Annotated in this window: 20 protein-coding genes; 15 read left to right on the forward strand and 5 right to left on the reverse strand. The window is 40.8% G+C overall.

What is annotated here, in order from left to right:
• Nucleotides 1-104: 104 nt before the first annotated feature.
• Both IGJ28_RS09140 and IGJ28_RS09145 read left to right on the forward strand, forming a co-directional pair.
• Nucleotides 105-734: a lysophospholipid acyltransferase family protein gene (locus IGJ28_RS09140; protein WP_003127020.1), complete on the forward strand. Its 630-nt coding sequence runs from the start codon at nt 105-107 to the stop codon at nt 732-734.
• Nucleotides 735-989: 255 nt separating this feature from the next.
• The gene (locus tag IGJ28_RS09145; protein ID WP_252711836.1) at nt 990-1,343 is read left to right on the forward strand and encodes a nuclear transport factor 2 family protein; all 354 of its coding nucleotides are present in this window, start codon (nt 990-992) and stop codon (nt 1,341-1,343) included.
• Nucleotides 1,344-1,592: 249 nt separating this feature from the next.
• On the opposite strand, the gene IGJ28_RS09150 is transcribed toward IGJ28_RS09145, so the two are convergent.
• Together IGJ28_RS09150 and anmK are read right to left on the reverse strand one after the other, a co-directional pair.
• Nucleotides 1,593-2,888: a PTS sugar transporter subunit IIC gene (locus IGJ28_RS09150; RefSeq protein ID WP_003127022.1), complete on the reverse strand. Its 1,296-nt coding sequence runs from the start codon at nt 2,886-2,888 to the stop codon at nt 1,593-1,595.
• Between the two features lie 45 nt (nt 2,889-2,933).
• Complete coding sequence (anmK, locus tag IGJ28_RS09155; protein WP_003127023.1) at nt 2,934-4,109, reverse strand: anhydro-N-acetylmuramic acid kinase AnmK; 1,176 nt, start codon at nt 4,107-4,109, stop codon at nt 2,934-2,936.
• Between the two features lie 287 nt (nt 4,110-4,396).
• Here anmK and IGJ28_RS09160 point away from each other — a divergent pair, with 287 nt between their 5' ends.
• The 3 genes from IGJ28_RS09160 to IGJ28_RS09170 are packed head-to-tail and all read left to right on the forward strand — an operon-like array spanning nt 4,397 to nt 11,881.
• Nucleotides 4,397-5,533, forward strand: coding sequence for an exonuclease SbcCD subunit D (locus tag IGJ28_RS09160; protein ID WP_113849884.1), 1,137 nt, complete (start codon nt 4,397-4,399; stop codon nt 5,531-5,533).
• Nucleotides 5,515-8,694, forward strand: coding sequence for an AAA family ATPase (locus tag IGJ28_RS09165; RefSeq protein ID WP_156247310.1), 3,180 nt, complete (start codon nt 5,515-5,517; stop codon nt 8,692-8,694). The genes IGJ28_RS09160 and IGJ28_RS09165 overlap by 19 nt, the downstream gene beginning before the upstream one ends.
• A 22-nt stretch (nt 8,695-8,716) precedes the next feature.
• A complete protein-coding gene (locus IGJ28_RS09170; RefSeq protein ID WP_252711837.1) occupies nt 8,717-11,881 on the forward strand; it encodes a DEAD/DEAH box helicase in 3,165 nt (1,054 codons plus the stop codon).
• Nucleotides 11,882-11,964: 83 nt separating this feature from the next.
• Here the strand turns inward: IGJ28_RS09170 and IGJ28_RS09175 are convergent, their stop codons facing one another.
• Nucleotides 11,965-12,696 (reverse strand): HAD family hydrolase, encoded by a 732-nt coding sequence (locus IGJ28_RS09175; protein ID WP_252711838.1) that lies wholly within the window; start codon nt 12,694-12,696, stop codon nt 11,965-11,967.
• 247 nt (nt 12,697-12,943) lie between these two features.
• On the opposite strand from IGJ28_RS09175, the gene IGJ28_RS09180 reads away from it, so the two are divergent.
• From IGJ28_RS09180 to IGJ28_RS09210, 7 genes are all read left to right on the forward strand, one after another.
• On the forward strand, nt 12,944-14,659 hold the full coding sequence (locus tag IGJ28_RS09180) for an ABC transporter ATP-binding protein (RefSeq protein ID WP_005472341.1): 1,716 nt from the start codon (nt 12,944-12,946) through the stop codon (nt 14,657-14,659).
• A 677-nt stretch (nt 14,660-15,336) separates the two neighbouring features.
• On the forward strand, nt 15,337-15,735 hold the full coding sequence (gene spxA, locus IGJ28_RS09185; protein ID WP_003127030.1) for a transcriptional regulator SpxA: 399 nt from the start codon (nt 15,337-15,339) through the stop codon (nt 15,733-15,735).
• 154 nt (nt 15,736-15,889) lie between these two features.
• The gene (locus IGJ28_RS09190; RefSeq protein ID WP_252711839.1) at nt 15,890-16,540 is read left to right on the forward strand and encodes an adaptor protein MecA; all 651 of its coding nucleotides are present in this window, start codon (nt 15,890-15,892) and stop codon (nt 16,538-16,540) included.
• An 82-nt stretch (nt 16,541-16,622) separates the two neighbouring features.
• A complete protein-coding gene (locus IGJ28_RS09195; protein WP_252711840.1) occupies nt 16,623-17,285 on the forward strand; it encodes a competence protein CoiA in 663 nt (220 codons plus the stop codon).
• A gap of 36 nt (nt 17,286-17,321) precedes the next feature.
• Complete coding sequence (locus tag IGJ28_RS09200) at nt 17,322-17,618, forward strand: hypothetical protein (protein WP_438845336.1); 297 nt, start codon at nt 17,322-17,324, stop codon at nt 17,616-17,618.
• Nucleotides 17,619-17,684: 66 nt separating this feature from the next.
• Nucleotides 17,685-19,502, forward strand: a complete 1,818-nt coding sequence (gene pepF, locus IGJ28_RS09205; protein ID WP_252711841.1) for an oligoendopeptidase F — start codon at nt 17,685-17,687, stop codon at nt 19,500-19,502.
• Between the two features lie 186 nt (nt 19,503-19,688).
• Nucleotides 19,689-19,937, forward strand: coding sequence for a hypothetical protein (locus IGJ28_RS09210; protein ID WP_113849878.1), 249 nt, complete (start codon nt 19,689-19,691; stop codon nt 19,935-19,937).
• A 105-nt stretch (nt 19,938-20,042) separates the two neighbouring features.
• Here IGJ28_RS09210 and IGJ28_RS09215 read toward each other — a convergent pair whose 3' ends face one another.
• Entirely contained in the window at nt 20,043-20,699 is a 657-nt protein-coding gene (locus IGJ28_RS09215; protein ID WP_103299933.1) for a DsbA family protein, read from the reverse strand.
• Between the two features lie 88 nt (nt 20,700-20,787).
• Nucleotides 20,788-21,381: a CYTH domain-containing protein gene (locus tag IGJ28_RS09220; RefSeq protein WP_103299934.1), complete on the reverse strand. Its 594-nt coding sequence runs from the start codon at nt 21,379-21,381 to the stop codon at nt 20,788-20,790.
• 195 nt (nt 21,382-21,576) lie between these two features.
• Here IGJ28_RS09220 and IGJ28_RS09225 point away from each other — a divergent pair, with 195 nt between their 5' ends.
• From IGJ28_RS09225 to IGJ28_RS09235, 3 genes are read left to right on the forward strand one after another with little or no spacing between them, the layout of a single operon-like run.
• Nucleotides 21,577-22,230, forward strand: a complete 654-nt coding sequence (locus IGJ28_RS09225) for a GTP pyrophosphokinase (RefSeq protein ID WP_021151082.1) — start codon at nt 21,577-21,579, stop codon at nt 22,228-22,230.
• A 5-nt stretch (nt 22,231-22,235) separates the two neighbouring features.
• A complete protein-coding gene (locus tag IGJ28_RS09230; protein ID WP_029486937.1) occupies nt 22,236-23,033 on the forward strand; it encodes an NAD kinase in 798 nt (265 codons plus the stop codon).
• Nucleotides 23,034-23,038: 5 nt separating this feature from the next.
• Nucleotides 23,039-23,938: an RluA family pseudouridine synthase gene (locus IGJ28_RS09235; RefSeq protein ID WP_003127040.1), complete on the forward strand. Its 900-nt coding sequence runs from the start codon at nt 23,039-23,041 to the stop codon at nt 23,936-23,938.
• Nucleotides 23,939-23,945 lie beyond the last annotated feature (7 nt).

Raw genomic sequence — 23,945 nt, forward strand, 5'->3', positions numbered from 1 at the left:
TTGTATTATACTACGATTAAGAATAATCGGAAACGACAAAAAAGGCTTGTCATTTGAAGCGTTTTTTTGCATACTTATAAAAGAAACTGGAAAGGAAAGTGAGTATGTTTTTTAGCTTTATGCGAGGCGTGGTTCGGGTCATTTTGTTTTTGATCAACGGGAACGCCCGATATCAAAACAAAGAGGCTTTGCCGCAAAATGAAAATTACATATTGGTTGCACCTCACCGTACCTGGTGGGATCCGTTGTATCTGGCGGTGGCTGCTCGTCCCAAAAAGTTCAGCTTTATGGCAAAAGAAGAATTGTTTAAGAATCCAATCTTGCGCTTTATTTTGATTCATGCGAATGCTTTTCCGGTAAAGCGTGACAAACCAGGGCCGAGTGCTGTCAAAACACCGGTGAAGATCTTAAAAGATACAGATCTGAGTCTCATTATGTTTCCTAGCGGAACAAGACATTCGACCGCGCTGAAGGGTGGCATGGCACTGATTGCCAAAATGGCGAAGGTAAAAATCGTTCCTTCTGTTTATCAAGGTCCCTTAACGCTAAAAGATTTATTTAAACGTCGACGAGTAACCGTTCGTTTTGGGGAGGCGATCGATATCAGTGATATCAAGAAAATGGATAAAGAAGGGTTAGCAGAAGTGGAACGCCGCATTCAAGGTGCTTTTACAAAGCTCGACCAAGAAATAGATCCGAATTTTGTTTATGAAGTAGAAGAGAAGAAACGTTGATGCGTTTCTTCTTTTATTTTTGACTGTGTTTTAAATAAATATTGAACTTGATAATTTTTTGAGGATATGCTATGAGATAATCAATAACAAGGGTTTAGTTACAGGTTTAGAGGGCCTATTAGGGCAAATAGTAATTCTTTGATTTCAGATGTTCAAAAATTATTTGTGAAAGTAGAATATATAAATACAATTAGATACTTGTTTTATAGTGCAAATTAAAATGAAGATTTTTACACATCGAGGAGGTAAAATGATATGAAGCCAAAAGAAATACTTTGCCAATGGGTTGACGCATTTAATCATGCGGATGTAGAAATTATTTCAGAATTATATGATGACAATGCAATAAACCATCAGGTTGCCAATGAGCCAGTTATTGGAAAAGAGGCTATAAAGAAAATGTTTGAACAAGACTTCTCTAACGCAGAAATGGTTTGTATCGTTGAAAACATTTTCGAAGATGGACAATGGGCAATTTTAGAGTGGCGTGACCCGTTAGGTTTGAGAGGTTGCGGTTTTTTTCGAATAGTAAATAATAAAATTTTATTTCAAAGAGGCTACTGGGATAAGCTATCTTTCTTGAAACAGCACAATTTGCCTATTGAATAAAATGAATAGATATCTTATATAAATAGTTTGTAAATTTCTTAAAAGGTGCATTAAGGGAAGGATAATAATTTCCCTTAATGATTGTTAGAATAGTAACACTGCGTTAAAACATAGTCTTATTTCTAATTTCTAAAGTAGGGTTGCTTCGTGCTTCTTACTTAGGAAAAGCAGCTCCTTATTGGTATGCTCAAAAAAATTTTAAAAAGGAGTCTCTGTTAGACAGAGGCTCCTTTTTTAGCTCATCAAGAGTTATTCAGTGACTGGTTGATTTTCCTTTTCCAATTCATTTTTGTCATAGATTTTTACAAATGGATAATAAATGAGGATGGAAAGTACAATCAAAAGAATGTTTAAGACGATTGCTCTCCAGTCACCGCCTGTTGCAAGAAAGGCACCAATTGGTCCTGGCAATGTCCAAGGGGCATTGACGGTCACTTTGTTGACTAAACCAGCCGAGGTGGCTACCCAGGCAATTACACCATTGACTAATGGTGCAATGATAAATGGCGGAATCAAAATTGGATTCAAGACGATAGGCGTCCCAAAAATCAGCGGCTCATTGATATTGAAAATAGCAGGGATCAATGCGGTTTTTCCTAGTTTTGATCCGAATTCGGATTTTGTACGAAAAGCAAGCAAGATCGCCAGACCGATGGTTGACCCTGCGCCGCCGATCCAAATGAACCATTGGTAGAATGGCTCAGCAGCAATGTTGGGAATCACATCGCCAGAAGCTAACGCAGTGGTGTTGCCTTCCAATAATTGCAGCCATAACGGCCGTGCCAGTGAACCAACGATCGAGGCACCATGGATACCAAAGGACCAAAAGAATGTCGTTAAGAAAGTGATCAATAAGACACTTGGCAAGCTATCGGCTGCGCTAACTAGAGGATCAACAACTTTTGCTACGATGGTATGCCAGTCAAAGCCAATGTAATAGGTGATTGCCCCCATACCTAAAATAATGATCAATGTTGGCGTTAAAGCTTCAAAAGATCGAGCAACAGCAGGAGGGACTTGTTCCGGCATCGTGATTTTAAATTTAGATTTATCCGTCAAACGATAAATCTCGACAGCTAAAATCGATGTAATGATCGCTACGAACATCCCGGCACTGCCCAAGTTTGCCATTGGTAAAACAAATCCGGCTGTACCAGCAGCCTCCAAAGCTTCGGGGGGAATATTTATTGGCGTGAAAGTCAATAAAAAAGCTGTGGTGGCTAAGATACCACCAGAGAGACCATCGAGTTTATAGGAACGGGCTAAGCTAAAGCCGATCCCGAATGCGGCATATAAACTCATAATGTACATCGTCATGCGGTAAGGAAGCAAGATCGTGGTCGCATGGCTCGAAAGAAATTGATAGATTCCCCAGTCTTGTGGCAGGGGAGGAAAAGCTAAAATCATAAAAAATGAGCTGACGATAATCAGTGGCAAAGTAGAGACGATCCCATCGCGGACCGCCCGTAAATGCCGTTGACTCCCCAGTTTTTCCATTGGTCCAGCCAGGTGACGTTCAATGAACTGTGTAAATTTATCTAACATTTTTTAACCTCCTGTGAAAACGTTCATATGGTTGAATTGATAAAGTTATGTTGGGTGATTCCGCTCTCCTATGGGACCAAATGGATTTGGGATGATCTTTCCCAGAATCACGGATTGTTTGGCACCAGTCGCGGCAGGAGCATTATTTTTATGTCCCTGTAAGGTCTCGTATCCTAAAAGGGCAAATGCCATAGCTTCTTTCGCATCATTGGACCAACCTAAATCATTTTGGGTAATCACTGTAATCTCAACGGGTAAGTAGTTGACCAGCATTTTTTTTAGTGTTGAATTATGCGCGCCGCCGCCTGCTAAAATCACTTCAATGGGTCCGCTTTCAACAAGTGGGAAAACGAAGCGCCGATAGCTCTCGGCAATCGAGTAGGCAGTAAAATCGGTCACTGTTGCTATTAAGTCTGCTGGTTTTTCTGCAGAAAAATCTGCTAATAGTTGATCACTGAATGCTTGACCAAATAGTTCCCGTCCAGTGCTCTTAGGGGGTGCTTGATCGAAATAGGAATGATTTCTTAATTGTGTTTGCAATTTAGGAATAATGGTTCCCTGTTGAGCAATCCTTCCTTCAGCATCGTAAGGAAGTTGGAATAATTGATGCATCAGTTCATCGATGATCATATTTCCAGGACCAGTATCGAAGGCGACAAGATCACTTAATGTGCCATTTTTCGGCAGGACCGTCACATTTCCAATCCCACCGATATTTTGCAATAAGCGGGTTTTATCAGGGGAACGATACAAGAGATAATCAGTATAAGGTACAAGCGGTGCTCCTTGTCCACCAGCAGCCATATCCATCGCGCGGAAATCGGCAACCACAGTTGTTCCGAGTCCGTAGGCAATGATTGACGGCTCTCCAATTTGAAACGTACTGGAAACAAGCGGGTTTTCCGAGGGTGCATGCCAAATAGTTTGTCCGTGGCTAGCAACAAAGTCAATGCTAGTTTCGGTTACTGCTGTTTCTTGGCAGACCTGACGACAAGCAGCGAGAAAGGCATAGCCTAGCTCAACATTTAACTGACAGATCAAGGAAACAGAAGAGTCCTCCGGGTCACAGGCTTGTTTTATTCTTTGGCGCAGCTCGGGGGAAAAAGCAGTAGTCGTCAGATGCAACAGACGAATAGATGGCTGTGAATGATTATCGATTTCTACTAATGCGGCATCAACACCATCTAAACTAGTTCCAGACATGAGTCCAATTCCAAGCATTGTTTCTCCTCCTTTCTTTTGTGTTTGTCGAAACCAAATTAGATGAACTTGGGCAGAAATGTATTCGGTTTCAACCTCGTCTTTATTGTAGTGTATGTGTAATTGCATTTCAATGATTTTTTTGTAAAAGGAAATTTAATTTCATTAATTTGACAAATCAGTGTGAGAACCCGTTTGGAAAAAGAAGGACTCAACTGTCTGGGAACGAGAAGATCACGTTGATACATTCAATTCATAATCGTAAAGTGGTATAATAATGGGAAGGATATTTTTAAGAGGGTGGGTATATGCGTTTTTTACATACAGCAGATTGGCACATAGGTAAAAAATTACACGGCTATGATCTTCTCGAAGATCAAAGTTACATTATTGACCAGATAATTGATCTGGCGGAAGAACAATCAGTAGATGCAATTATCATTGCTGGGGATCTTTATGATCGCACGGTGCCAGCCGTTGACGCAGTGAAATGTTTAAATGAGAAAATAGCGAAAATCAATTTAGAAAAAAAGTTTCCTTTACTAGCGATTTCTGGTAATCATGATAGTCCGACACGACTTGAAACTGGAAGTCCATGGTTCAAAAATACGCAATTTTACCTAACGACCTCCATTGAAGAAAGTATTGAGCCGATTGAATTTTCTGACACCCAGTTTTTCTTGTTACCTTATTTTGAACCGATCGAAGCGCGTTTGTTTTTTGATGAAAAAATCACAACGATCGCAGAAGGGGTGACTCGGGTCCTTCAAGAGATGAAGCAGTATTTTGATTCTACGAAAAAACAAGTCCTGGTGACTCACTTTTTTGTAGCTGGTTCAAGCCAGACGGATTCGGAAACCAAAATTCAAGTAGGCGGATTGGATAGTGTACCGACAACGGCTTTTGAAGGGTTTGACTATGTCGCCTTAGGACATCTGCATGCAAATACTGCGCTAAATCATGAACGAATCCGTTATAGCGGGTCTCCGTTGAAATTTTCATTGTCTGAAATAACCAATGAGAAAGGTGTTTATATCGTAGATACTCAAAAGGACCAGCGGCATTTTTATCCGTTGCGGCCAAAAAGAGATCTTCAGCAATACACTGCTTCTTTTGAAACATTGCTTGATCCTGCCTTTTATCGGCAAGTGGATCGAGAGGCCTTCTTACACTTCACGTTAACGGATCGAGCCGTAATTCCTAATATGATGAATCAATTACGGCGGGTCTATCCTCGAATTTTATCTGTGGAGCGGCAAAGTGGGCGAACCGTCAGCAAGAAAAATTTGACATTAGCCGATGAGGAGGATCCGCAACGGGTGATCGCCCATTTTTATAAAGAAATGACTGGAGAACCGTTAAATGAGCAGCAGCAAAAATGGCTCACAGGTTTGACAGCGGGTGGAGAGAAGGAGCGAGAGCAGTCATGCAGCCAAGAAAATTAATCATGAAAAACTTTGGTCCCTACATTCATGAGGAACTGGATTTTGGCGACTTTCAAGAAGGTGGTTTGTTTCTAGTCAGCGGGAAAACCGGGGCTGGCAAGACGACGATCTTTGATGGAATGACATTTGCATTATTTGGAGAAACTTCCGGAAATTTGCGGTCCGGTAAAGAAATGCGTTCGACATTCGCTTCCCCCACAGAAGAGACGAGTGTCCGTTTTTCCTTTGACCATCAACATTTGCACTATGAGATCGAACGACGTCCCGAACAAGTCTTAGCCAAAAAACGCGGCGATGGAGTCACGAATCAAGCAGCTAAGGTACGGTTGACGATCTATGATCAGCAAGGAAAAGAGCGCAAACAAATCAGCAAAAAAAATGAAGTAGATATCTTCATCAAAGATCTGCTGCAATTGGATGCCAAACAATTCTTCCAAATCATTTTGCTGCCTCAAGGAGAATTTCGCAATTTTTTGATCGCCAGCAGTAATGAGAAAGAAAAAGTTTTGCGGAATATTTTTGGAACGGAAATGTATCAGCGCTTCAATGAATGGCTGAAAGAACAGGTCAAAAAGCAAACCAAACAAATTGAAAAACAACAAACGGCAGCGGATCATTTGGTCACACGCTTTGAGTGGACCGAACCGGCAACTCCGGTTTCGTTGGTTGAGACATTAGCGTACTGGCAGACAGATCTTGAGAAACAACGAAGTCATCAGCAAACAATTGAAGCAAAAAAATCCCAAGCGGAGCAAGAGAAAAAGACCGCACAGGAAGCTTTTTATTTGGCAAAAGAAATCCATAAAGCACTTGCCGAGCAACAGGAACTCAGCCAACAGGCAGCGAATCTAGCTGCGAAAGAAAGTCAAATTTTAGACGATAAACTGCGGCTGCAGCAGCTAGACTGGGCGAGTGAGCATCAAGAAATCTTACGCCAAAAAGATGAGCGGACAGCTGAAGTAGCACAGGCTATTCAACAACTTACATTCAATCAGCAATCATTAGAACAATGGCAAGAGTCTCAAGAGATATGGGACAAAAGCCGAGAAGTTCAGGTAGATCGAAAGGACGAACATACGGCAGCTAAGCAACGTTTACAAATACTGGCACAGTTAAAACCATTAGCCGAGCAAGTTCAGCAACAAGAAAAACAGGTCGCTTCTTTGCAGGAAACGGTGACTCAACAGGAAAAACAAGCGCAGCATCTGAAAGAACAGCAAAATCTTGCTATGAATCAGGAGCAAGGATTAAAAGAAGAAATCCAAAAGCATTCGATCTACCAAGTACAGGAAGTCCAACTGGTTCGTGGAGAAAATCTATTGTACCAATGGCAGATGTTGAAAAAAGAGGAGCAGCAGCTGACTGATACCCAACAGCAACTAACAGACCAGCAGCGAAAATTGCAAGAGAAGCAGCAGCAGTTAGTAAGTAAATATGATGAGTTAACTGAAGAATTGGTGCAAGAAAAAAGTCGAAATGCCAAGATGCAGATTGCTCGTTTGAGTCTCTTATTGGTGGAGGGGGAACCTTGTCCGGTCTGCGGCTCTTTTGAACACCCCGCTGCTCAAAAACATACAGAGTATAGTAATGAAGAAATCATTGATAGCGAGCAGCAACTTGAATCTTTGGAGAATCAGCTGCAACAAGTTGGTGAAGACCGTTCGACGAACTTGCTGCTGCTAGAACAAGTCAATGACCAGTTTCAAACAATTAAACAAAAAATGAGCGCGTTGAAGGAAAAACAACAGACAACGTATCAGACACTGCGAGAAATCCTCCAGCCGTTGATGAAAAATATGCTAGGTCAAACAGTTCTGAAAGAAGGAGCTGACAAGGAACCAGCTGATCCATTGCTGGCAGAAGGATTGACTGAAAAGGAAATTGCCACTACCTATTTCAAATGCCAACAAATCAATCAGCAGTTGAAAGAGCAATTTGCTCTAGACAGTCAGAAATTGACAGAGGTCCAAGCAAACAGCCAACATCTTACAGAAGAATTGACAGCACTTGAAGCAAGTCTCAAGACTGCTAGTGACGCTTTACGTTTGGAAGAAGGAAAACTGTCCTCACTAAAAGAGCAAACGGAGGGAGTATCTCTGGAGCAGTTGAACGAGGAACAGGAGCAACTAGCAGCACAATCGTCTCGTTTAGCAGCTCTGATTGAAGCGGATCAGTTGGAAGAGCAACGTTTGAAGGAACAGTATACGATCCTGACAGAGCAGCAACGAAATCTGCAACAGTTTCTAGCCGACAAGCAACAAGCTGCTCAGCTAGCCCAAGAACGCTTGGAAGAAGTCTTGCCTGCGGCATGTACCGAACAACAGATGCGCAGTCTGCTCAATGATCTTGAGGAACGCCAGGAGCTACGCAGTACGATAAAAACCTATGAACAACAACAACGTTTTGTTCAACAGCGACAGCTTGAACTGGCACAATTTTTGCAAAACAAAGCTGTGCCTGACTTGGAAGTCTTGCAAGAACAAGTAGACCAGTCTGAAGCAGCGGTAGAACAATTACAAGAACAAGTAATCCGAGGAAAAGAACAAATCAAGCAAAATCAGCGATTACTTGAAGAATTGCAGATAATCTATCAACAAAACACCAAGCAATTAGAAAAAATCAGCCATTTACAGCAACTATCAGAAGTCATCAATGGAGAAAATGAAAAGAAGACCAGTTTGGAACGCTATGTTCTGCAACGATTTTTAACAGAGATCTTAGAAGTGGCGAATGTTCGCCTAGCTCGGTTGACAAGAGGACGTTATCAATTCGAGTTGGCAGACAAAGTGGGGAGCTATCGAAGCTCGACAGGGTTGGAGATCGATATCTATGATGATAATGCTGGCAGTCTTCGGCGAGCACATACCTTATCGGGTGGTGAAAGTTTTATTGCCGCATTGGCATTGGCTATCTCATTAGCTGATGTGATCCAAAATCGTTCGGGAGGCATCGAGATCGAGGCGTTGTTTATTGACGAAGGATTTGGCTCATTAGATGAAGAATCGTTGGAAATGGCGATGGAAGCATTAGAAATGATTGAAAATGAAGGGCGGATGATTGGGATCATTAGTCATGTAAGAGAATTAAGAGAGCGAATCTTGCAGCAAGTCGTTGTTCAAACAGATGGCAGTGGACAAAGCAAAATTCGTACAAAACTTTAGAGAAAGGAGGAATCAGAAGCATATGAAATGGAGTATTCCAGAAAAAGTCATTGAAAGAGGTCGGACCTATCTAAATGAAGGTCGCGTCCTATCGGTTATTCCAGATCCAGAGAGAAAGGTATGGCATGCGGAAGTCTTGGGAAGTGAGCTATATTTAGTCGATCTTGATGCGACGGCTAAAGAGATCGATTATTGCCAATGCCCCTTTTGGGAAGAACATCACTATTGTAAACACACTATAGCTGTTGAACTTTATTTACGAAAGCAAGGTAAAACAAGACAAATCACAGAAGAAAAAAAGCCAGCAAAAGCCGCATTTTCGGCTTCGGAGATGTTTTCTCAGGGATTCAATCGATTGCAGTCTGGACAGCGGACGATCACTCCTTTGCAAATTGAATATCGTGTCGAAAATCTGACCACGAACCCTTACCACCAGGAGATGGATGTTCTAGGGATTTCACTAAAAGTCGGTCAACGGGGAACTTCAAAGACATATGTCGTCAAAAATATCTATAAATTTTTGCAAGTCTATCAAGAAAAAAAGAGCTATCTGGCGAACAAACAAACAGAGTTTCTTTTAACGAGTGAAGCATTTGACCAAACCAACAATGATATTCTGATCCGCTTACTAGGCATTGCTCAGACACAGCAGCTGATTGGACAAGCTGGCATCCAAGTGAAAGGCAAACTAGACAAAAAGTATTTGCTATTGCCAGTTGAATACGGGAAAGAACTATTAGAGAAAATGAACGCTGCTTATATGCAGTTAACGATTGGCAACGCTAAACTTCGTCAAGTGACTTTTTCTGAAGGCAAGCCGCTGCATTTTCGTGTTCAAAAAGAACACGGTCAATTTCCGTTATCTTTGACGAGGGATTTTGATCACTTGCTGAGCTATTACAATTGGGGCCTTCAAGGCGATACGATCGTTGAATTGACGATGGACCAAAAAGAAGTCTATTTGACGATGCAGCAATTATTCAAACGCTTTGAAGAACCAAGAATCATTTATCCAAAAGCGGAACTGTCCAACTTATTTATGCAAGTTTTGCCTCATTTACGCAAGATCGGCACGGTAGAGATCACAAAAGAAGTCGGAGCAGAGATCCAAGAGAGTCCGTTAGCCGTTGTTTTTTCACTGCGTAAAATCAAAGGTCAGATCGATTTGCAAATTGATTTCAATTATGGCGAAGTGACTTTTTCGACTGACGAAAAGCATCAAGTGATTCCTGAGGCCCATCCAGAGATTTTAAGGGATTACCCACAGGAAAAGCGGATCGAACAAGTAGTTGAAAGAATGAAGTATCAAAAAAGTATCAAAAATTGGTTCAAAGCGCTACCGGAAGGGGAAGAATTGTTTGCCTTTTTCACTCGTGAAATTCCTTTACTGCGCCAACTAGGAGAAGTACGTATCGGCAAAAAATTGCGGGAACTTTACTTAGATGCACAGCAGCACCGTCCAACGATCGAAATTGAAGAAAATGGTTCCTGGCTGGATATTCACTTTGATGTCAGCGGGATCGCTGAATCGGAGATCGATGCTGTCTTGCGGAGTTTGTTGCAGGCTGATCGTTTTTACACGACAGAAAATGGGCAAGTTCTTTCACTGGAAACAGAAGCCTTTCAAGAAGCAAGCGCCGCGCTGAAAAAATTACGGACAGCCTTTGTATCTCAGTCAGGTACGTTACAAGTTCCGTTGAACCAAGGATTGTATTTGCAAGAAGAACTAGCTGACCAAGCAACTTTTAGTCAAGGATTCAAACAAATGACGACAGATTTGATTCATCCAGAAAAATTTTCTGCACCATTGCCTCATCAGCTCCAAGCGCAATTAAGACACTATCAGGAGGTCGGATTTCGTTGGCTGAAGATGCTGAGTCAGTATCAATTTGGCGGCATACTTGCAGACGAAATGGGATTAGGGAAGACAGTTCAAACAATCAGCTACTTGTTGTCTGAAAAGCAAGAGAAGCAACAGTTGAATGCTCTGATCGTTGCACCTGCGAGTTTGACGTATAATTGGCAGCAAGAAATCAAACGCTTTGCACCAACGATCCAGTCGGTGGTGATCAGTGGTTCTCGGGAGGAACGCGGCAGCCAATTACAGCTGCCGGCAGATGTCCGCATCACATCTTATGCCAGCTTACGGCAGGACATCGACCAGTACCAAGAATTAGGTTTAGCGTATTTGATCTTGGATGAGGCGCAAATGGTCAAAAACAGCGGAACCAAAACAGCACAAGCATTGCGTTCTTTAAATGTTCCCCATCGATTTGCATTGAGTGGGACACCCATCGAGAATAATCTTGAAGAGTTGTGGTCCTTATTTGAGATGATCATGCCGGGATTTTTCCCCAATAAACAACGCTACAAAGAATTGACGACACAAGAGATCGCAAAAATGATCAAGCCATTCATTTTGCGACGCGATAAAAAATCCGTTCTTCAAGATCTGCCAGAGAAGTTAGAAACGAATTATTATAGTGTACTGACAGAAGAGCAGAAAAAAATCTACCTTGCGTATTTGCGCCAAATGCGGGAAGAAATCGCACAAATGGATACAGCAGCATTTCGCAAAAATCGTATCAGCATCTTGGCTGGCCTTACTCGTTTGCGTCAAATCTGCTGCGATCCGCGATTGTTTGTGGAAGATTACGAAGGCACATCAGGCAAGCTAGAACAGGTCAAAGACCTGATTCAAGCAGCAAAAGAAAACGGCCGCCGTGTGCTCTTATTCTCACAGTTTACAAGCATGCTTTCGATCATTGAAGAAGAACTTGCTCAAGAAGGAATTGAAACCTTCTATTTACGAGGAAGCACTCCTCCTCAAGACCGTTTGAGTATGGTCGATGCTTTCAATAGTGGAGAAAAAGATGTCTTTTTGATCTCATTAAAAGCCGGCGGAACTGGATTGAATCTGACAGGGGCGGATACGGTCATTTTATATGACTTATGGTGGAATCCTGCAGTGGAAGAACAAGCCGCTGGCCGGGCACATCGAATCGGTCAGAAAAAGGTTGTGGAAGTTTGGCGAATGATCGCTGAAGGAACCATTGAAGAACGAATGGATGCTTTGCAGCAAGAAAAGCGGGAACTATTCCAAAAAGTTATCCAAGGGAATGAAGCCCAGCTGAACCAAATGACGGAAGAAGATATTCGGTTGATTTTAAGCATTGGTGAAGAATAGATTCAGCGAAAACAAAACCCTTGATACGAAAGCAAGAGACAGCTAGGATGCGAAGATTTGCATCTATAGCTGTCTCTTAGTTTTTAGCGAACCATCACAACTGCATCTGTAAAGGATAAGATACCCTCTGTCAGCTCTTCAAAAGCAGTTAACGTACAGTCAGGGTGACAATTTTTGATTTCGGGAGCTTGGCGTCGGCGATGATTCAGCCAAAGGGCTTGCCATCCCGCTTGTTTACAGCCAAAGACATCATTGTCAAAGTTATCTCCCACGTATAATGTCCGTGAGGGATCTAAATCAAATCGTTCTTCAGCAAGCTGAAAAAGTTCAATATCCGGTTTTTGGTACCCTGTTGCTTGAGAAATCAGCATGTATTCTGGATGGATCCAGCGAGTCAATTCCAATTGATCGATTTTCTTTTGTTGGTGATCTGTTGGGCCATTGGTAATGATTCCAAGCTTGATAGGAAATGAAGCCAAGGTATTGAGAGTTTTTTCTACGGCTGGATGAAGTTGGATGTTGTCTAGCTCTGTCTCGTAAGTCGCTTGAAACAATCGGCTAGCATCATTTGATAAAGGGGAGTAGCCTAAATCAATCAGCGATTGACATAGTCTAAAGGTACGAAATTCTTCTAATGTCCATTCTTTTGAGATGACTTTTCCAAAATGGTCATCGCTATGTACGCGAAAACGAATATAAAGAGGATGGAGATCTGTTGTTGCTACTTCAGGTATGATGGTTGTAACCGCATTTCGAAATGGTTGTTGTTGATCGTATAAAGTATCATCGACATCAAAGATTACCGCATTAAGCAAAAGAGACACGCCTTTCAAATGTAGTGAAAATTTTCATTTTGTTTTCGAACATATAATAGCGGATATCTTGAGAGAAAAAAAGGGCTTAAAGCTTGATAAATAAAGGTTTTATTTACTAATTTTAGAAATCCTTGGTCTCATCGCTTTTTCAAATTTGAGTGAATTTTACCCTTTTCAATCGATTTCTCATTTTGCTTTTCCAGAAAGACTTGCTTATAATGTAGATTAATGAAAAGGAGGAGGAAGTGTGTTAAAAAGGTTTTTTAGCTATTATCGGCCATACCGGTCATTGTTTGTCTTAGATTTTACTTGTGCTGTCTTTGCAGGGCTGCTTGAATTGGTTTTTCCAGTTGCCGTGAATCAAGTGATCGACAAGATTATGCCGCAGAACAATTTTCGGCTGATTTTGCTCGCTTGTTTGGGGCTATTTTTATTTTATCTGGTCAATACGATCTTGCAATATATCGTGGTCTTTTATGGCCATAAATTGGGTGTCAATATCGAGACAGATATGCGTCAAGAATTATTCCGACACTTACAGACACAGTCTTTTGAATATTATGACAATCAAAAAACTGGACGTTTGATCAGTCGGCTAACGACTGACTTGTTTGAAATATCAGAAGTTGCTCACCATGGTCCCGAGGACGTCTTTATTACGATCATGACATTGATCGGTTCATTCTTGCTGATGCTCAATATGCATGTTCAACTTGCACTTGCTACTTTTGCACTGATTCCATTGATTACGATTGCACTGGTTTTCTTCAATAAGAAAATGACGAAAGTCAATACAGAGATCTATGACAATCTAGGTGAATTCAATGCTGGGGTAGAAGCAGCAGTCAGCGGCATTCGTGTGACTCAGTCTTTTGCCAATGAGACGTTTGAACATCAACGATTTGACGGTCTGAGCGGCCTTTATCGTCGTTCAAAAATCGTCTTTTATAAAGTGATGGCAATCAGTTCTGCCTATAATTACTTTCTGATTCGACTGATCAATTTGTTTGCCTTGATTTTTGGGGCCTATTACGTGATCAAAGGGGAATTGACGAATGGACAGTTTGTTGGATTTATCTTGTTATCCAATGTCTTTGTTCGGCCAATCGAAAAGGTCAATACCATGATTGAAAGCTATCCGAAAGGATTTGCTGGCTTCAAACGCCTGACAGAAGAGCTGGACAAGAGACCGGCGATTCAAGATAAGCCAAATGCCATCGATGTACACGCACTAAAAGGCGATATCGTTTATCAAGATGTTTCCTTTGCTTATGCAGATGCGACGAAGGTATTGAACCATATTGATCTAACGATTCAATCCGGCGAGACTGTCGCTTTTGTGGGACAAAGCGGTTCTGGAAAAACAACGCTTTGCAATTTACTGCCGCGGTTTTATGAAGTAACTGAGGGTCAGATCACGATTGACGGAATCAATATCCAAGACATGACGCTTGCCTCACTACGGGGCCAGATCGGAACTGTTCAGCAAGATGTTTTCTTGTTCCCGGGAACGATTCGAGAAAACATTGCTTATGGGAAATTGGATGCGTCAGAAGAAGAAATTGCTCAAGCCGTGAAACTCGCTCATTTAGAACAAGTAATCGACCAAATGCCTGAAGGATTGGAAACAGTCATTGGAGAACGCGGGGTCAAACTTTCTGGTGGTCAAAAGCAACGGGTAGCGATTGCCCGAATGTTTCTAAAAAATCCGCCAATCTTGATCTTAGATGAAGCGACCTCTGCGTTGGATACAGAAACAGAACAAGTGATTCAAGAATCATTGAACTCATTAGCTGATGGACGGACCACATTGATTATTGCCCATCGTTTGGCTACCATCAAACATGCGACAAGGATCATTGTTGTCAGCGATAAAGGGATCTTGGAAGAAGGAACCCACGAGCAACTGTTAGCAACAGGGGGACATTACAAAGCATTATATGATGCCCAGTTCAAAAATTAGACGAAAAAAGCGACTTCGATCGCTTTTTTCGTTTATATGCAAATAAACATATTCAGTGGATATCGCTGATTTCTTCAAAGAGATTTGTTAGGATTTACTTATCAAACGCTTTCTTTGTTTGTAACATTTGTCATATTCGTTGCCGATGAAATGATTTTTCACTCATAATGAGCAACTAATGACTTGGAATAGAATACGTGATAATACAGATTTCCGCTTTTTTGAAGTCTTTTAATAACAAGTTCTTTTCTCTGTTTGTAAGTTTTTAACGAGTTTTAGGTGTAAAAAAAGATTGGTAAAGACCAATGAGAGAGTACTAGTATTATAGAAAGAAACTTGTATAGAGGAGTCAGATATTATCGAATATTTTATCAAAATTAAAAAACGATAGAATTAAATCACTAGAGTGATTTAAATAAATCTATGGTTCATGATACAATTTTGACACACTGTTATACAAAAGAAATGAAATTAAAAAAAAATTTGATTTTTCTCATTTAAATTGATGTAAAGTTTGTGAAAGCTTTTGTTTGAGAGGTTTCTCTTTTAATATAACTTGAGATTTTTATTAAAAAATACAAAATTTACACTAGATTTTTTTAAAATAGTTCTGTATAATTAAAATCAAGCAAGACAACAGAACTTGCGAATGGAATTTAAAAAAGGAGAGATGCACGTTGTTGACACTATATACTTCCCCAAGTTGCACATCTTGTCGCAAAGCTCGTGCGTGGTTGCAAGAGCATGAGATTCCTTTTGTTGAAAGAAATATTTTCTCAGAACCTTTAAATATTTCTGAATTAAAAGCAATCTTACAAATGACAGAAGATGGTACAGAAGAAATTATCTCTACAAGATCCAAAGTTTTTCAAAAATTGAACATGGATCTAGATGACCTGCCGCTAAAAGATTTATTGACACTTGTACAAGAAAACCCAGGATTATTGCGTCGTCCGATCATGATTGATGAAAAACGACTCCAAGTTGGTTTTAATGAAGATGAAATCCGTCGTTTCTTGCCAAGAGATGTTCGTCAACTAGAACTACGTCAAGCACAATTGATGGCAGGCTTATAAAAATCAAATAGTTATGAGATCAGTGAATGAAAAGCTGATCTCTTTTTTTGGCATTTTAGGATTTTCTTAAGAGGATATGCGTTTTCTCTTTACTTTTCAACAGGTTTCGTTAAAATGAACCTATAGTGATTAGCAAAAGTGAGGTGTAGCTAATATGGAAATGGAACATATCAATGAAAATACGATCCGTGTACTGATCAAGAGCGAAGATTTAGCTGCTAGGGGCATCACTTTTCTTGACCTTCTTGGAAATCACAATGAGATTGAAAACTTTTTTTATAGCATATTAGAAGAAGTAGATATTGATGAAGAATTTAAAGGCAGTGAAGCGGTGACCTTTCAAGTCTTACCTAAAGGGGATGGCTTAGAATTGTTTATCAGCAAAAATCTACCGCCTGAAGGAATGGAAAACTTTGATGATATGAGCGATGGTTCAACTGAGGACATTACGGATATGTTGAAGAAGCATGTCGCGTCACAATTACAAGAGACAGAGTCCCAGCCGGAGTTAGGCAATCGTTTTATTTTTGAATTGAACAGCTTTGAAGCAATGGTTCAATTAGCGTTCGAAGTGTATTTGGATTCAGTGACCACGAATCTTTATCAAATGAATGACCGTTACTATCTAGAAGTCCAATTTATGGATAACGATACGACAGACATCGAAGTTGAGAATGCACTGGCTTATTTAATGGAATTTGCTAACCGGACACAAGTCACTTCAGAGGTTTTGGCAGAGTATGGAAAAATCATTATGGAGCATGACGCATTGGAATTGACCCGTTACTACTTCAAAAATGTCTAATGTTCACTTATAATCGTAAAAGCGAGAAAATGGCTACAATCATTTTCTCGCTTTTTTGCGTATTTCTTTTTGAGGTGAGAAGATGATTATTGCGTATGACAACCAGCAGCAGCGGATCAAAGCTGATCAGGCGAAGAAAGATTCAGAACCCTTTTATTGTCCAGGATGTCATGAACCGGTGCACTTAAGGAAAGGCCTCCTGAAACGCCATCATTTCGCTCATTATGCTGCGGCTAACTGCGAAGTGTTTAGTGAAGGAGAGACGGAGGAACATTTGTCAGCAAAGGAGCTCCTCTACGAATGGCTAACAGATGAAACGATCGAAATAGAAGCTTACTTGCCGGATTTGCAGCAGCGACCGGATCTTCTTGTGGGCAAAACAGCGATTGAAGTACAGTGTTCGGCTTTGTCTTGGAGCCGCTTTGTCCAACGAACAGAGAAGTATCTTGCCTATAACTATTCTCCTTGGTGGCTTCTAGGCAAACATCTACAGCCGCAACTACACCATCGATGGACCGTTTTGCAAAAGGCCTGTTGCCGTTTTGCGGAGCAACCGGGGTTTTATTTGTGGATCATAGATACACAAGAGCAACGCGTTGGTCTCATATACGAGATCAATTGGCATTATAAGTGGGGTGTTTCTTTTCGTAGACGTTATTTTCGGAAAGGAGAACCTATCGGCTGCTGCCCATCGCTAAACAATTATTCTAGAAAGTCCTGTCGAACATACCATCAAAGGTGGTAGCCGGAAGCTTACCGAGTCTGGTTATTACACAAGCTGATGCAACAGCAAAAACAGATCCTCAGTCTTCAAGCACTCCTTTACCCTCTCGGAGGACATATCGGCAATCTGCCGCATTGGTGCTATCATCCCAGTGATTATGGTTTTTTGTTGGAACATCGAATTTTAGTCCTGCGTTTTTTATTTCATCAAAATGCAAATCGAAATTTTTCTCACTGGCTGAATCAGTTGCGCAAAATGAATTGGAACTGGTTGTTTCCTATGATTGATCAAGGGCTACTATTGAAACGTATTTATCAAGAATGTTCTGATTTCCAGAAAATTCAACCTTTTTGATTCTCTTAGCTTGGTTCCCGCCAAAAGTATGTTAAGATTATTTTAGTATGTAAAGGAGTGAAGAATATGTCAGAAACAAAACAATTACCAGATCGTGCGGATCTACCGGAAGCATTAACATGGGACCTTACAAAGATCTATGCCGATGATGGGGCATTTGAAGAAGCGTTCCAAGAGATCGTGGCTGAGTTGAAGCAGGCTGATGATTTCAAAGGGACATTATCACAAGGACCAGCAGCTTTCAAGGAAGCATTAGAATATGTGTTAGCGATCTCCCGTAAACTGGAAAAACTCTATGTATACAGTCATCTGAAAAATGATCAAGATACAGCCAACACAACCTATCAAGGGCTTTATGCAAAAGCCAGCAACCTTGTTGCTCAAGTAAGTGAAGCGATTGCCTGGTTTGATCCTGAATTGCTTTCAATGGATGATGCAACTATTTGGGGTTATTTCGACCAAGAGCCGGAATTGGCCATTTACCGCCATCTTATTGAAAAAACTGTCAATAACCGTCCCCATGTTTTGCCGGCTGAACAAGAAGCTTTACTAGCAGGTGCAGGAGAAATATTCGGCGCTTCTGGAAATATTTTTTCCGTATTAAACAATGCCGATTTAGAATTTCCGATCGTTGAAGACGAGAATGGAGAGAAAGTTCAATTATCTCATGGTGTTTATGGTCAATTGATGGAAAATACCGACCGTTCCGTACGGGAAGCTGCCTTTAAAGGGTTGTATGGTGTCTATGAGCAGTTCCGTAATACATTTGCCCAAACATTAAGTACCAATATCAAAGCCCATAACTTTAAAGCTAAAGCACGCCACTATGAGTCTGCTCGACAAGCTGCATTAAGTGCCAACCACATCCCGGAAAGTGTCTATGACACCTTGGTAGCTGTCGTGAATGAACATTTGCCGCTGCTGCATCGTTACATGGAGTTAAGAAAACGCTTATTGACTGTTGATACTTTGCATATGTATGATGTCTATACACCAATTCTAGGGGAAGCTCCGATTCGCTATAGCTATGAAGAAGCTGTCGCAAAAGCCAAAGATGCTTTAAAACCTCTAGGTGAAGAATATTTAGCCGTGGTAAACGAAGCGTTTGAAAATCGCTGGATCGATGTTGTCGAAAATAAAGGCAAACGCAGTGGCGCCTATTCATCTGGCGCGTACGACACATTACCCTATATTTTGATGAACTGGAATGATCGTTTGGATCAATTGTTCACATTGGTGCATGAGATGGGTCACAGTGTCCACAGTTATTTTACTCGCAACAATCAACCTTATGTTTATGGCGATTATTCCATTTTCTTGGCGGAAATTGCTTCAACAACTAACGAGAACATCTTGACAGAATACATGTTGCAAACTGAAACTGATCCTCGCGTAAAAGCCTATGTCTTGAATCATTTTCTGGATGGATTTAAAGGAACGATTTTCCGTCAGACACAATTTGCTGAGTTTGAACACTTTATGCACGTAGAAGATGCCAAAGGAACGCCATTGACTAGTGAATTTTTGAGTGACAGCTATGGTGAGCTGAATGCTAAATACTACGGTCCTTCTGTAGAAAAAGATCCTGAGATCAGTCTAGAGTGGTCACGTATCCCGCATTTTTACTACAATTACTATGTCTATCAATACGCAACAGGCTTTTCGGCAGCTTCTGCACTAGCTAAGAAAATTTTAACAGGAGAGCCTGATGCCTTAACGAAATATTTGACCTATCTAAAAGCAGGCAACAGCGATTATCCAATTGAAGTGATGAAAAAAGCTGGAGTTGATATGACTAAAGCAGATTATATCAAAGACGCGATGAAAGTCTTTGAACAACGGTTGGATGAATTGGAAGCATTAGTCAAGGAATTAGAAGCATAAGCAAGACTGTCTTAGCCACTGAAGGATCGTTGATCGATCGTCAGTGGCTTTTTTAAGCAACAGGTTGATTGCCTTATTTTGATGGTGACGCCTAGAAAAAAAGTAAGTATAGGAAGGATTTGCTTGTCAACAGAAACCTCAATTTAAACTTTAAAGTGAAAAAATCTTTTTTTATGAGTAAGCAAATTGCAAGAAGCAAAAGTATTTCCATGTTACGATAGAAATGAAAGAGGAAAGGGGGCCTTTGGAATGGACAAGGAAGAAATTTTTGCCCGTCGCTTGGATAATAGCAAGAAAAAACGGGAAGTTGTCACGAAAGAAGCTGTATCTGCCCACAAAGAGAAGCAGACCGAATTGCCGGATCAAGACCCTACAGATAAAAAAGAGCTTTCTAAAAAAGATCCTTCAAAGAAAAATTCTGATAGGACTGAATAGAAAAAACATCCAAACGATGGATCCACCCTTTGACGGTCTCTTATTAATAGGAGACCACCAAAACGAGGGTGACTCGATCAGCGTTTGGATGTTTTATTGATTGTTTTAAAGCAAGACAAGTCGTCGATTCAACGAGTCGATACGAGGAACATCAGCATCCCTGATATCTTTCTTTTGATAGAATAAACGATAGTTTTCCTGATCTGTTCGGCAAAGGTGTGGAATATTTCTAAGAGCTTCCATTCCTTCTAATAAGACACCATAATCTCGTTCACAACCGAAATTATACACTACAGCCGAAGGAGACATCGTAATGCCCATTTCGCGAGCAACACTTTGGTCGGATGCGAAATTCTGCTTGATCAAATCAGACTTGCGATCTTCTAAAAACATGTCAAGATCGCCGTTTGTTTCAGCGAAAATCTGTTTGACTAATTCGAAGGAATAAGGTTCTTTATTTACGCCTACTTGACATTGAAGTTTAAGTAAAAAGTCGCGGGCGATTTTTCGACCTTGAAGCTGAGCTGCTTTGTAGTCCAATGAAGCCTCATAGATTTGACTGGTTTGTTGATTACGCAATCCTAGATCGGATCGATCCATTGAAAGGTAATCCATTGAAATCCCCACAGTGTGTAAATTCATGATTGGTAATATATGCAATTGTATTTTTTTTCTTTGATCACTCAGTGCGTCCAACAAGGTCAACTCGGATTGATAACAAATTGGACCTATCGGATTCACAAACAAATAAATCTCGATCATCTGAATCTCTCCCCAATTAAGATTCTTTTTCTTTTGTATATATTAAATATAACAGAAATTATTATAAATGAGAAATGCCTAATGAGAACTATTCATACTCTTTTTTTGACAACTTCTCTTCTAAGGCACGAATAATTTTATTTTTTGCTGGACGATAACTGATATGCAGGCGATCAAGCAAAGACAAAAATGCTCGTTTTCCTGAAGAAGCCTCTGAGACTTCCAGTTCGAGCTCATAGTCATGGGATTGGCCATACCAGCTTTCATCTAAAGCAAGTAAACCTTCTGTTACGCTGAATTCTGCTCGACGAGTCGTCAACTCAGCAAAAGGTTTCACAGCTGCCGGATCAATTTGCTCTTGGATCAAGCGATCGGCAACCGCACCGGTAAATAAGATTCTTTGATTCTCACGTAAATCAGCTGCTTCATCTAACGAAAGGATATCGGTCGTTTCCAATAACCCTTCTTTAAGAGGTGATTTAAGCGTTAATTCTGCTTTATCTTCCGTCGTCCGAATCCGCAAACCAAACTTTTTTTGTTTTAATTGATGATCCAATGTATCAAAATAAAGATTTGTTTGGGTATGAAAGGCGGAGCGATCAAGCTGATAGAAGGCAATGACTCTCTGATATTCTTCACGAGTCAACAATGTTTTAAATTCGATTTCTACTTGATGTGTCATTGTTTTCCTCTTTCCTTACAGTCCATCAAGTTTACATAACGATGGGCAATAAGTCAAATGAAAACCCTTGGGAGAGTTGAAGCAAAAAAGAGCTCTGTTATTTTTCTTGCAGGTGGCACCGATTGAACATTCTGTTTTCCTTTAAGATTGTGGTAAAATAGAACCGTATGTTATGAAAAGAATCGAGGGATAGAAATGATTCGAGATTGGGAAGATTTTTTGGCACCATATGAACAAGCCGTCTCAGAACTAAAAGTAAAGTTGCGGGGAATCCGCAAACAATATCGAGAACAAAATAAACACGTGCCGATCGAATTTGTCACGGGTCGTGTAAAACCAGTCGATAGTATTTTAACTAAAAGCAAATTGCGGGGAATCCCTTTGGATCGTTTAGAAGAAGAAATGTCAGATATTGCCGGCTTGAGGATCATGTGTCAGTTTGTTGAAGACATCCATCAAGTAGTTGATCTTTTGCGCACCCGACATGATATGAAGGTAATTATTGAAAGAGATTATATTACAAATAAAAAAGCGAGCGGCTATCGTTCCTATCATTTAGTGATCGAGTATCCTGTCCAATTGATCGATGGTGAAAAGATCATTTTAGCAGAGATCCAGATTCGTACATTAGCGATGAACTTCTGGGCAACGATCGAGCATTCACTGAATTATAAATATCAAGGAGAATTTCCAGATGAAATCAGCGAGCGCCTGCGTCGGTCTGCAGAAGCTGCCTATCAATTAGATGAGGAGATGTCGAATATTCGCGAAGAAATCCAAGAAGCGCAACGGCTGTTTTCACATGGGAAAGGCAATCATAAGGAACAGCGGCAGGGGGATGAAGCATGACAGGGATCAAAGTAGCAATTATCAACAATCAAGAAGAAAAGTCGATGCTTGTCACAAAGCGATTAACAGAATTGTTGGCCCAGTCTGACAATACGATTGACCAAGAGAACCCAGAATTGGTTATTTCAGTGGGCGGAGACGGGACACTGTTGTCTGCGTTTCACTTGTTCAGTCATCGCTTAGCAGAGGTTCGTTTTTTGGGGGTCCATACAGGACACCTTGGGTTTTATACCGACTGGCGAGACTATGAATTGGAAGAATTGGTCGATACGTTGTGCAATGATCGTCAAAAGAGTGTGAGCTATCCTTTGCTTGATGTCCGCATCACTTATACCAATGGGAAATCAGACAAACATTTTCTTGCATTGAATGAATCAACGATCAAGCGGGGAAATCGGACAATGGTAGCTGATATTTCAATCAAAGAAGATCTTTTTGAGAAATTTCGTGGAGATGGCTTATCGATTTCGACACCTACAGGCTCAACAGCTTACAACAAAAGCGTGGGAGGGGCAGTATTGCATCCAAGTATCAATGCTTTTCAACTAGCAGAAATCGCTTCTTTAAACAATCGTGTTTTCCGAACGTTAGGGTCACCGATCATTGTCGGAGATCATGAGTGGGTCAAAGTCAAACTACAAGCTAGTACGGACTATCTAGTGACCATTGATCAATTTACGATTGAACAGGAAGAAATCGATGCGATTTATTATCGTATTGCAGACGAACGGATCCACTTTGCCTCCTATCGGCATATGCACTTTTGGAACCGTGTCAAAGATGCGTTTATTGGAGAAATTTAACAGTTATGGAATTTACTTATCATTATGAGCGGCAAGAGCCGCAACAGTTAAAATACTTTTTGAAAGAGCAAGGGATTTCTAAAGGATTGTTGGCAAAAATCAAGTTTCAAGGAGGCAAGATTTTTGTTAATGACCAAAGACAAAATGTCTTGTATTCTTTGGTGCAAAATGATACGGTAACCATTGTGATCCCAGACGAAGGTGAACATGAAACGGTCTTATTAGATGAGACGCCAATCGAGATCGTTTATGAAGACCAGCATCTTTTGATTGTAAACAAACCAGCAGGCATTGCCTCGATCCCGGCTCAATATCATCCTAATGGGACGATGGCTAATCGTGTCAAAGCTTATTATAAACAGCAAGGTTATCAAGATCAGGTCATTCATGTGGTCACTCGCTTAGATCGGGATACATCTGGATTGATGTTGTTTGCCAAGCATGGCTTTGCCCATGCGAAGTTAGATGTTCAGCTGCGGCAAAAGCAATTGATAAAAAAATATCAAGCAATCGTTGCGGGACAGATTCAAGAATTGGCTTCTCACGGAGAAATCACTTATCCGATTGCACGAGATCTCAGTTCATTATTAAAACGAAAAACAAGTTTGGAAGGGAAATCCGCACGTACGGAATATTGGTTGACGAAAAAGGATCAGCAAGTTGCTGTGGTTACGATTCTTCTTCATACCGGTCGTACCCATCAGATTCGCGTTCATTTTGCTGCCATCCATTGTCCATTACTGGGAGATGAACTTTATGGCGGTGCGATGGATCTTGGCATTGATCGTCAGGCCCTTCATTGTTGCGAATTGGCTTTTACCCATCCTTTCAGCGGCAAATCGCTGCATTTTAAAGCAGACTTGCCGGCAGATATGGCATCAATCAAACAAGCAATGAGTGAATAAAAGAGGT

Source organism: Enterococcus sp. AZ091, assembly GCF_051714805.1.
Classification (GTDB): Bacteria; Bacillota; Bacilli; order Lactobacillales; family Enterococcaceae; genus Enterococcus_D; species Enterococcus_D gallinarum.

Bases quoted from the DNA above. Each gene is read 5' to 3' on its own strand.
- IGJ28_RS09145 (WP_252711836.1), top strand. From the start codon at position 990: ATGAAGCCAAAAGAAATACTTTGCCAATGGGTTGACGCATTTAATCAT.
- IGJ28_RS09190 (WP_252711839.1), top strand. From the start codon at position 15,890: ATGGAAATGGAACATATCAATGAAAATACGATCCGTGTACTGATCAAG.
- IGJ28_RS09235 (WP_003127040.1), top strand. From the start codon at position 23,039: ATGGAATTTACTTATCATTATGAGCGGCAAGAGCCGCAACAGTTAAAA.
- anmK (WP_003127023.1), bottom strand. From the start codon at position 4,109: ATGCTTGGAATTGGACTCATGTCTGGAACTAGTTTAGATGGTGTTGAT.
- IGJ28_RS09140 (WP_003127020.1), top strand. From the start codon at position 105: ATGTTTTTTAGCTTTATGCGAGGCGTGGTTCGGGTCATTTTGTTTTTG.
- IGJ28_RS09165 (WP_156247310.1), top strand. From the start codon at position 5,515: ATGCAGCCAAGAAAATTAATCATGAAAAACTTTGGTCCCTACATTCAT.
- pepF (WP_252711841.1), top strand. From the start codon at position 17,685: ATGTCAGAAACAAAACAATTACCAGATCGTGCGGATCTACCGGAAGCA.
- IGJ28_RS09170 (WP_252711837.1), top strand. From the start codon at position 8,717: ATGAAATGGAGTATTCCAGAAAAAGTCATTGAAAGAGGTCGGACCTAT.
- IGJ28_RS09200 (WP_438845336.1), top strand. From the start codon at position 17,322: ATGCAACAGCAAAAACAGATCCTCAGTCTTCAAGCACTCCTTTACCCT.
- IGJ28_RS09225 (WP_021151082.1), top strand. From the start codon at position 21,577: ATGATTCGAGATTGGGAAGATTTTTTGGCACCATATGAACAAGCCGTC.
- IGJ28_RS09215 (WP_103299933.1), bottom strand. From the start codon at position 20,699: ATGATCGAGATTTATTTGTTTGTGAATCCGATAGGTCCAATTTGTTAT.
- IGJ28_RS09195 (WP_252711840.1), top strand. From the start codon at position 16,623: ATGATTATTGCGTATGACAACCAGCAGCAGCGGATCAAAGCTGATCAG.
- IGJ28_RS09220 (WP_103299934.1), bottom strand. From the start codon at position 21,381: ATGACACATCAAGTAGAAATCGAATTTAAAACATTGTTGACTCGTGAA.
- IGJ28_RS09150 (WP_003127022.1), bottom strand. From the start codon at position 2,888: ATGTTAGATAAATTTACACAGTTCATTGAACGTCACCTGGCTGGACCA.
- IGJ28_RS09160 (WP_113849884.1), top strand. From the start codon at position 4,397: ATGCGTTTTTTACATACAGCAGATTGGCACATAGGTAAAAAATTACAC.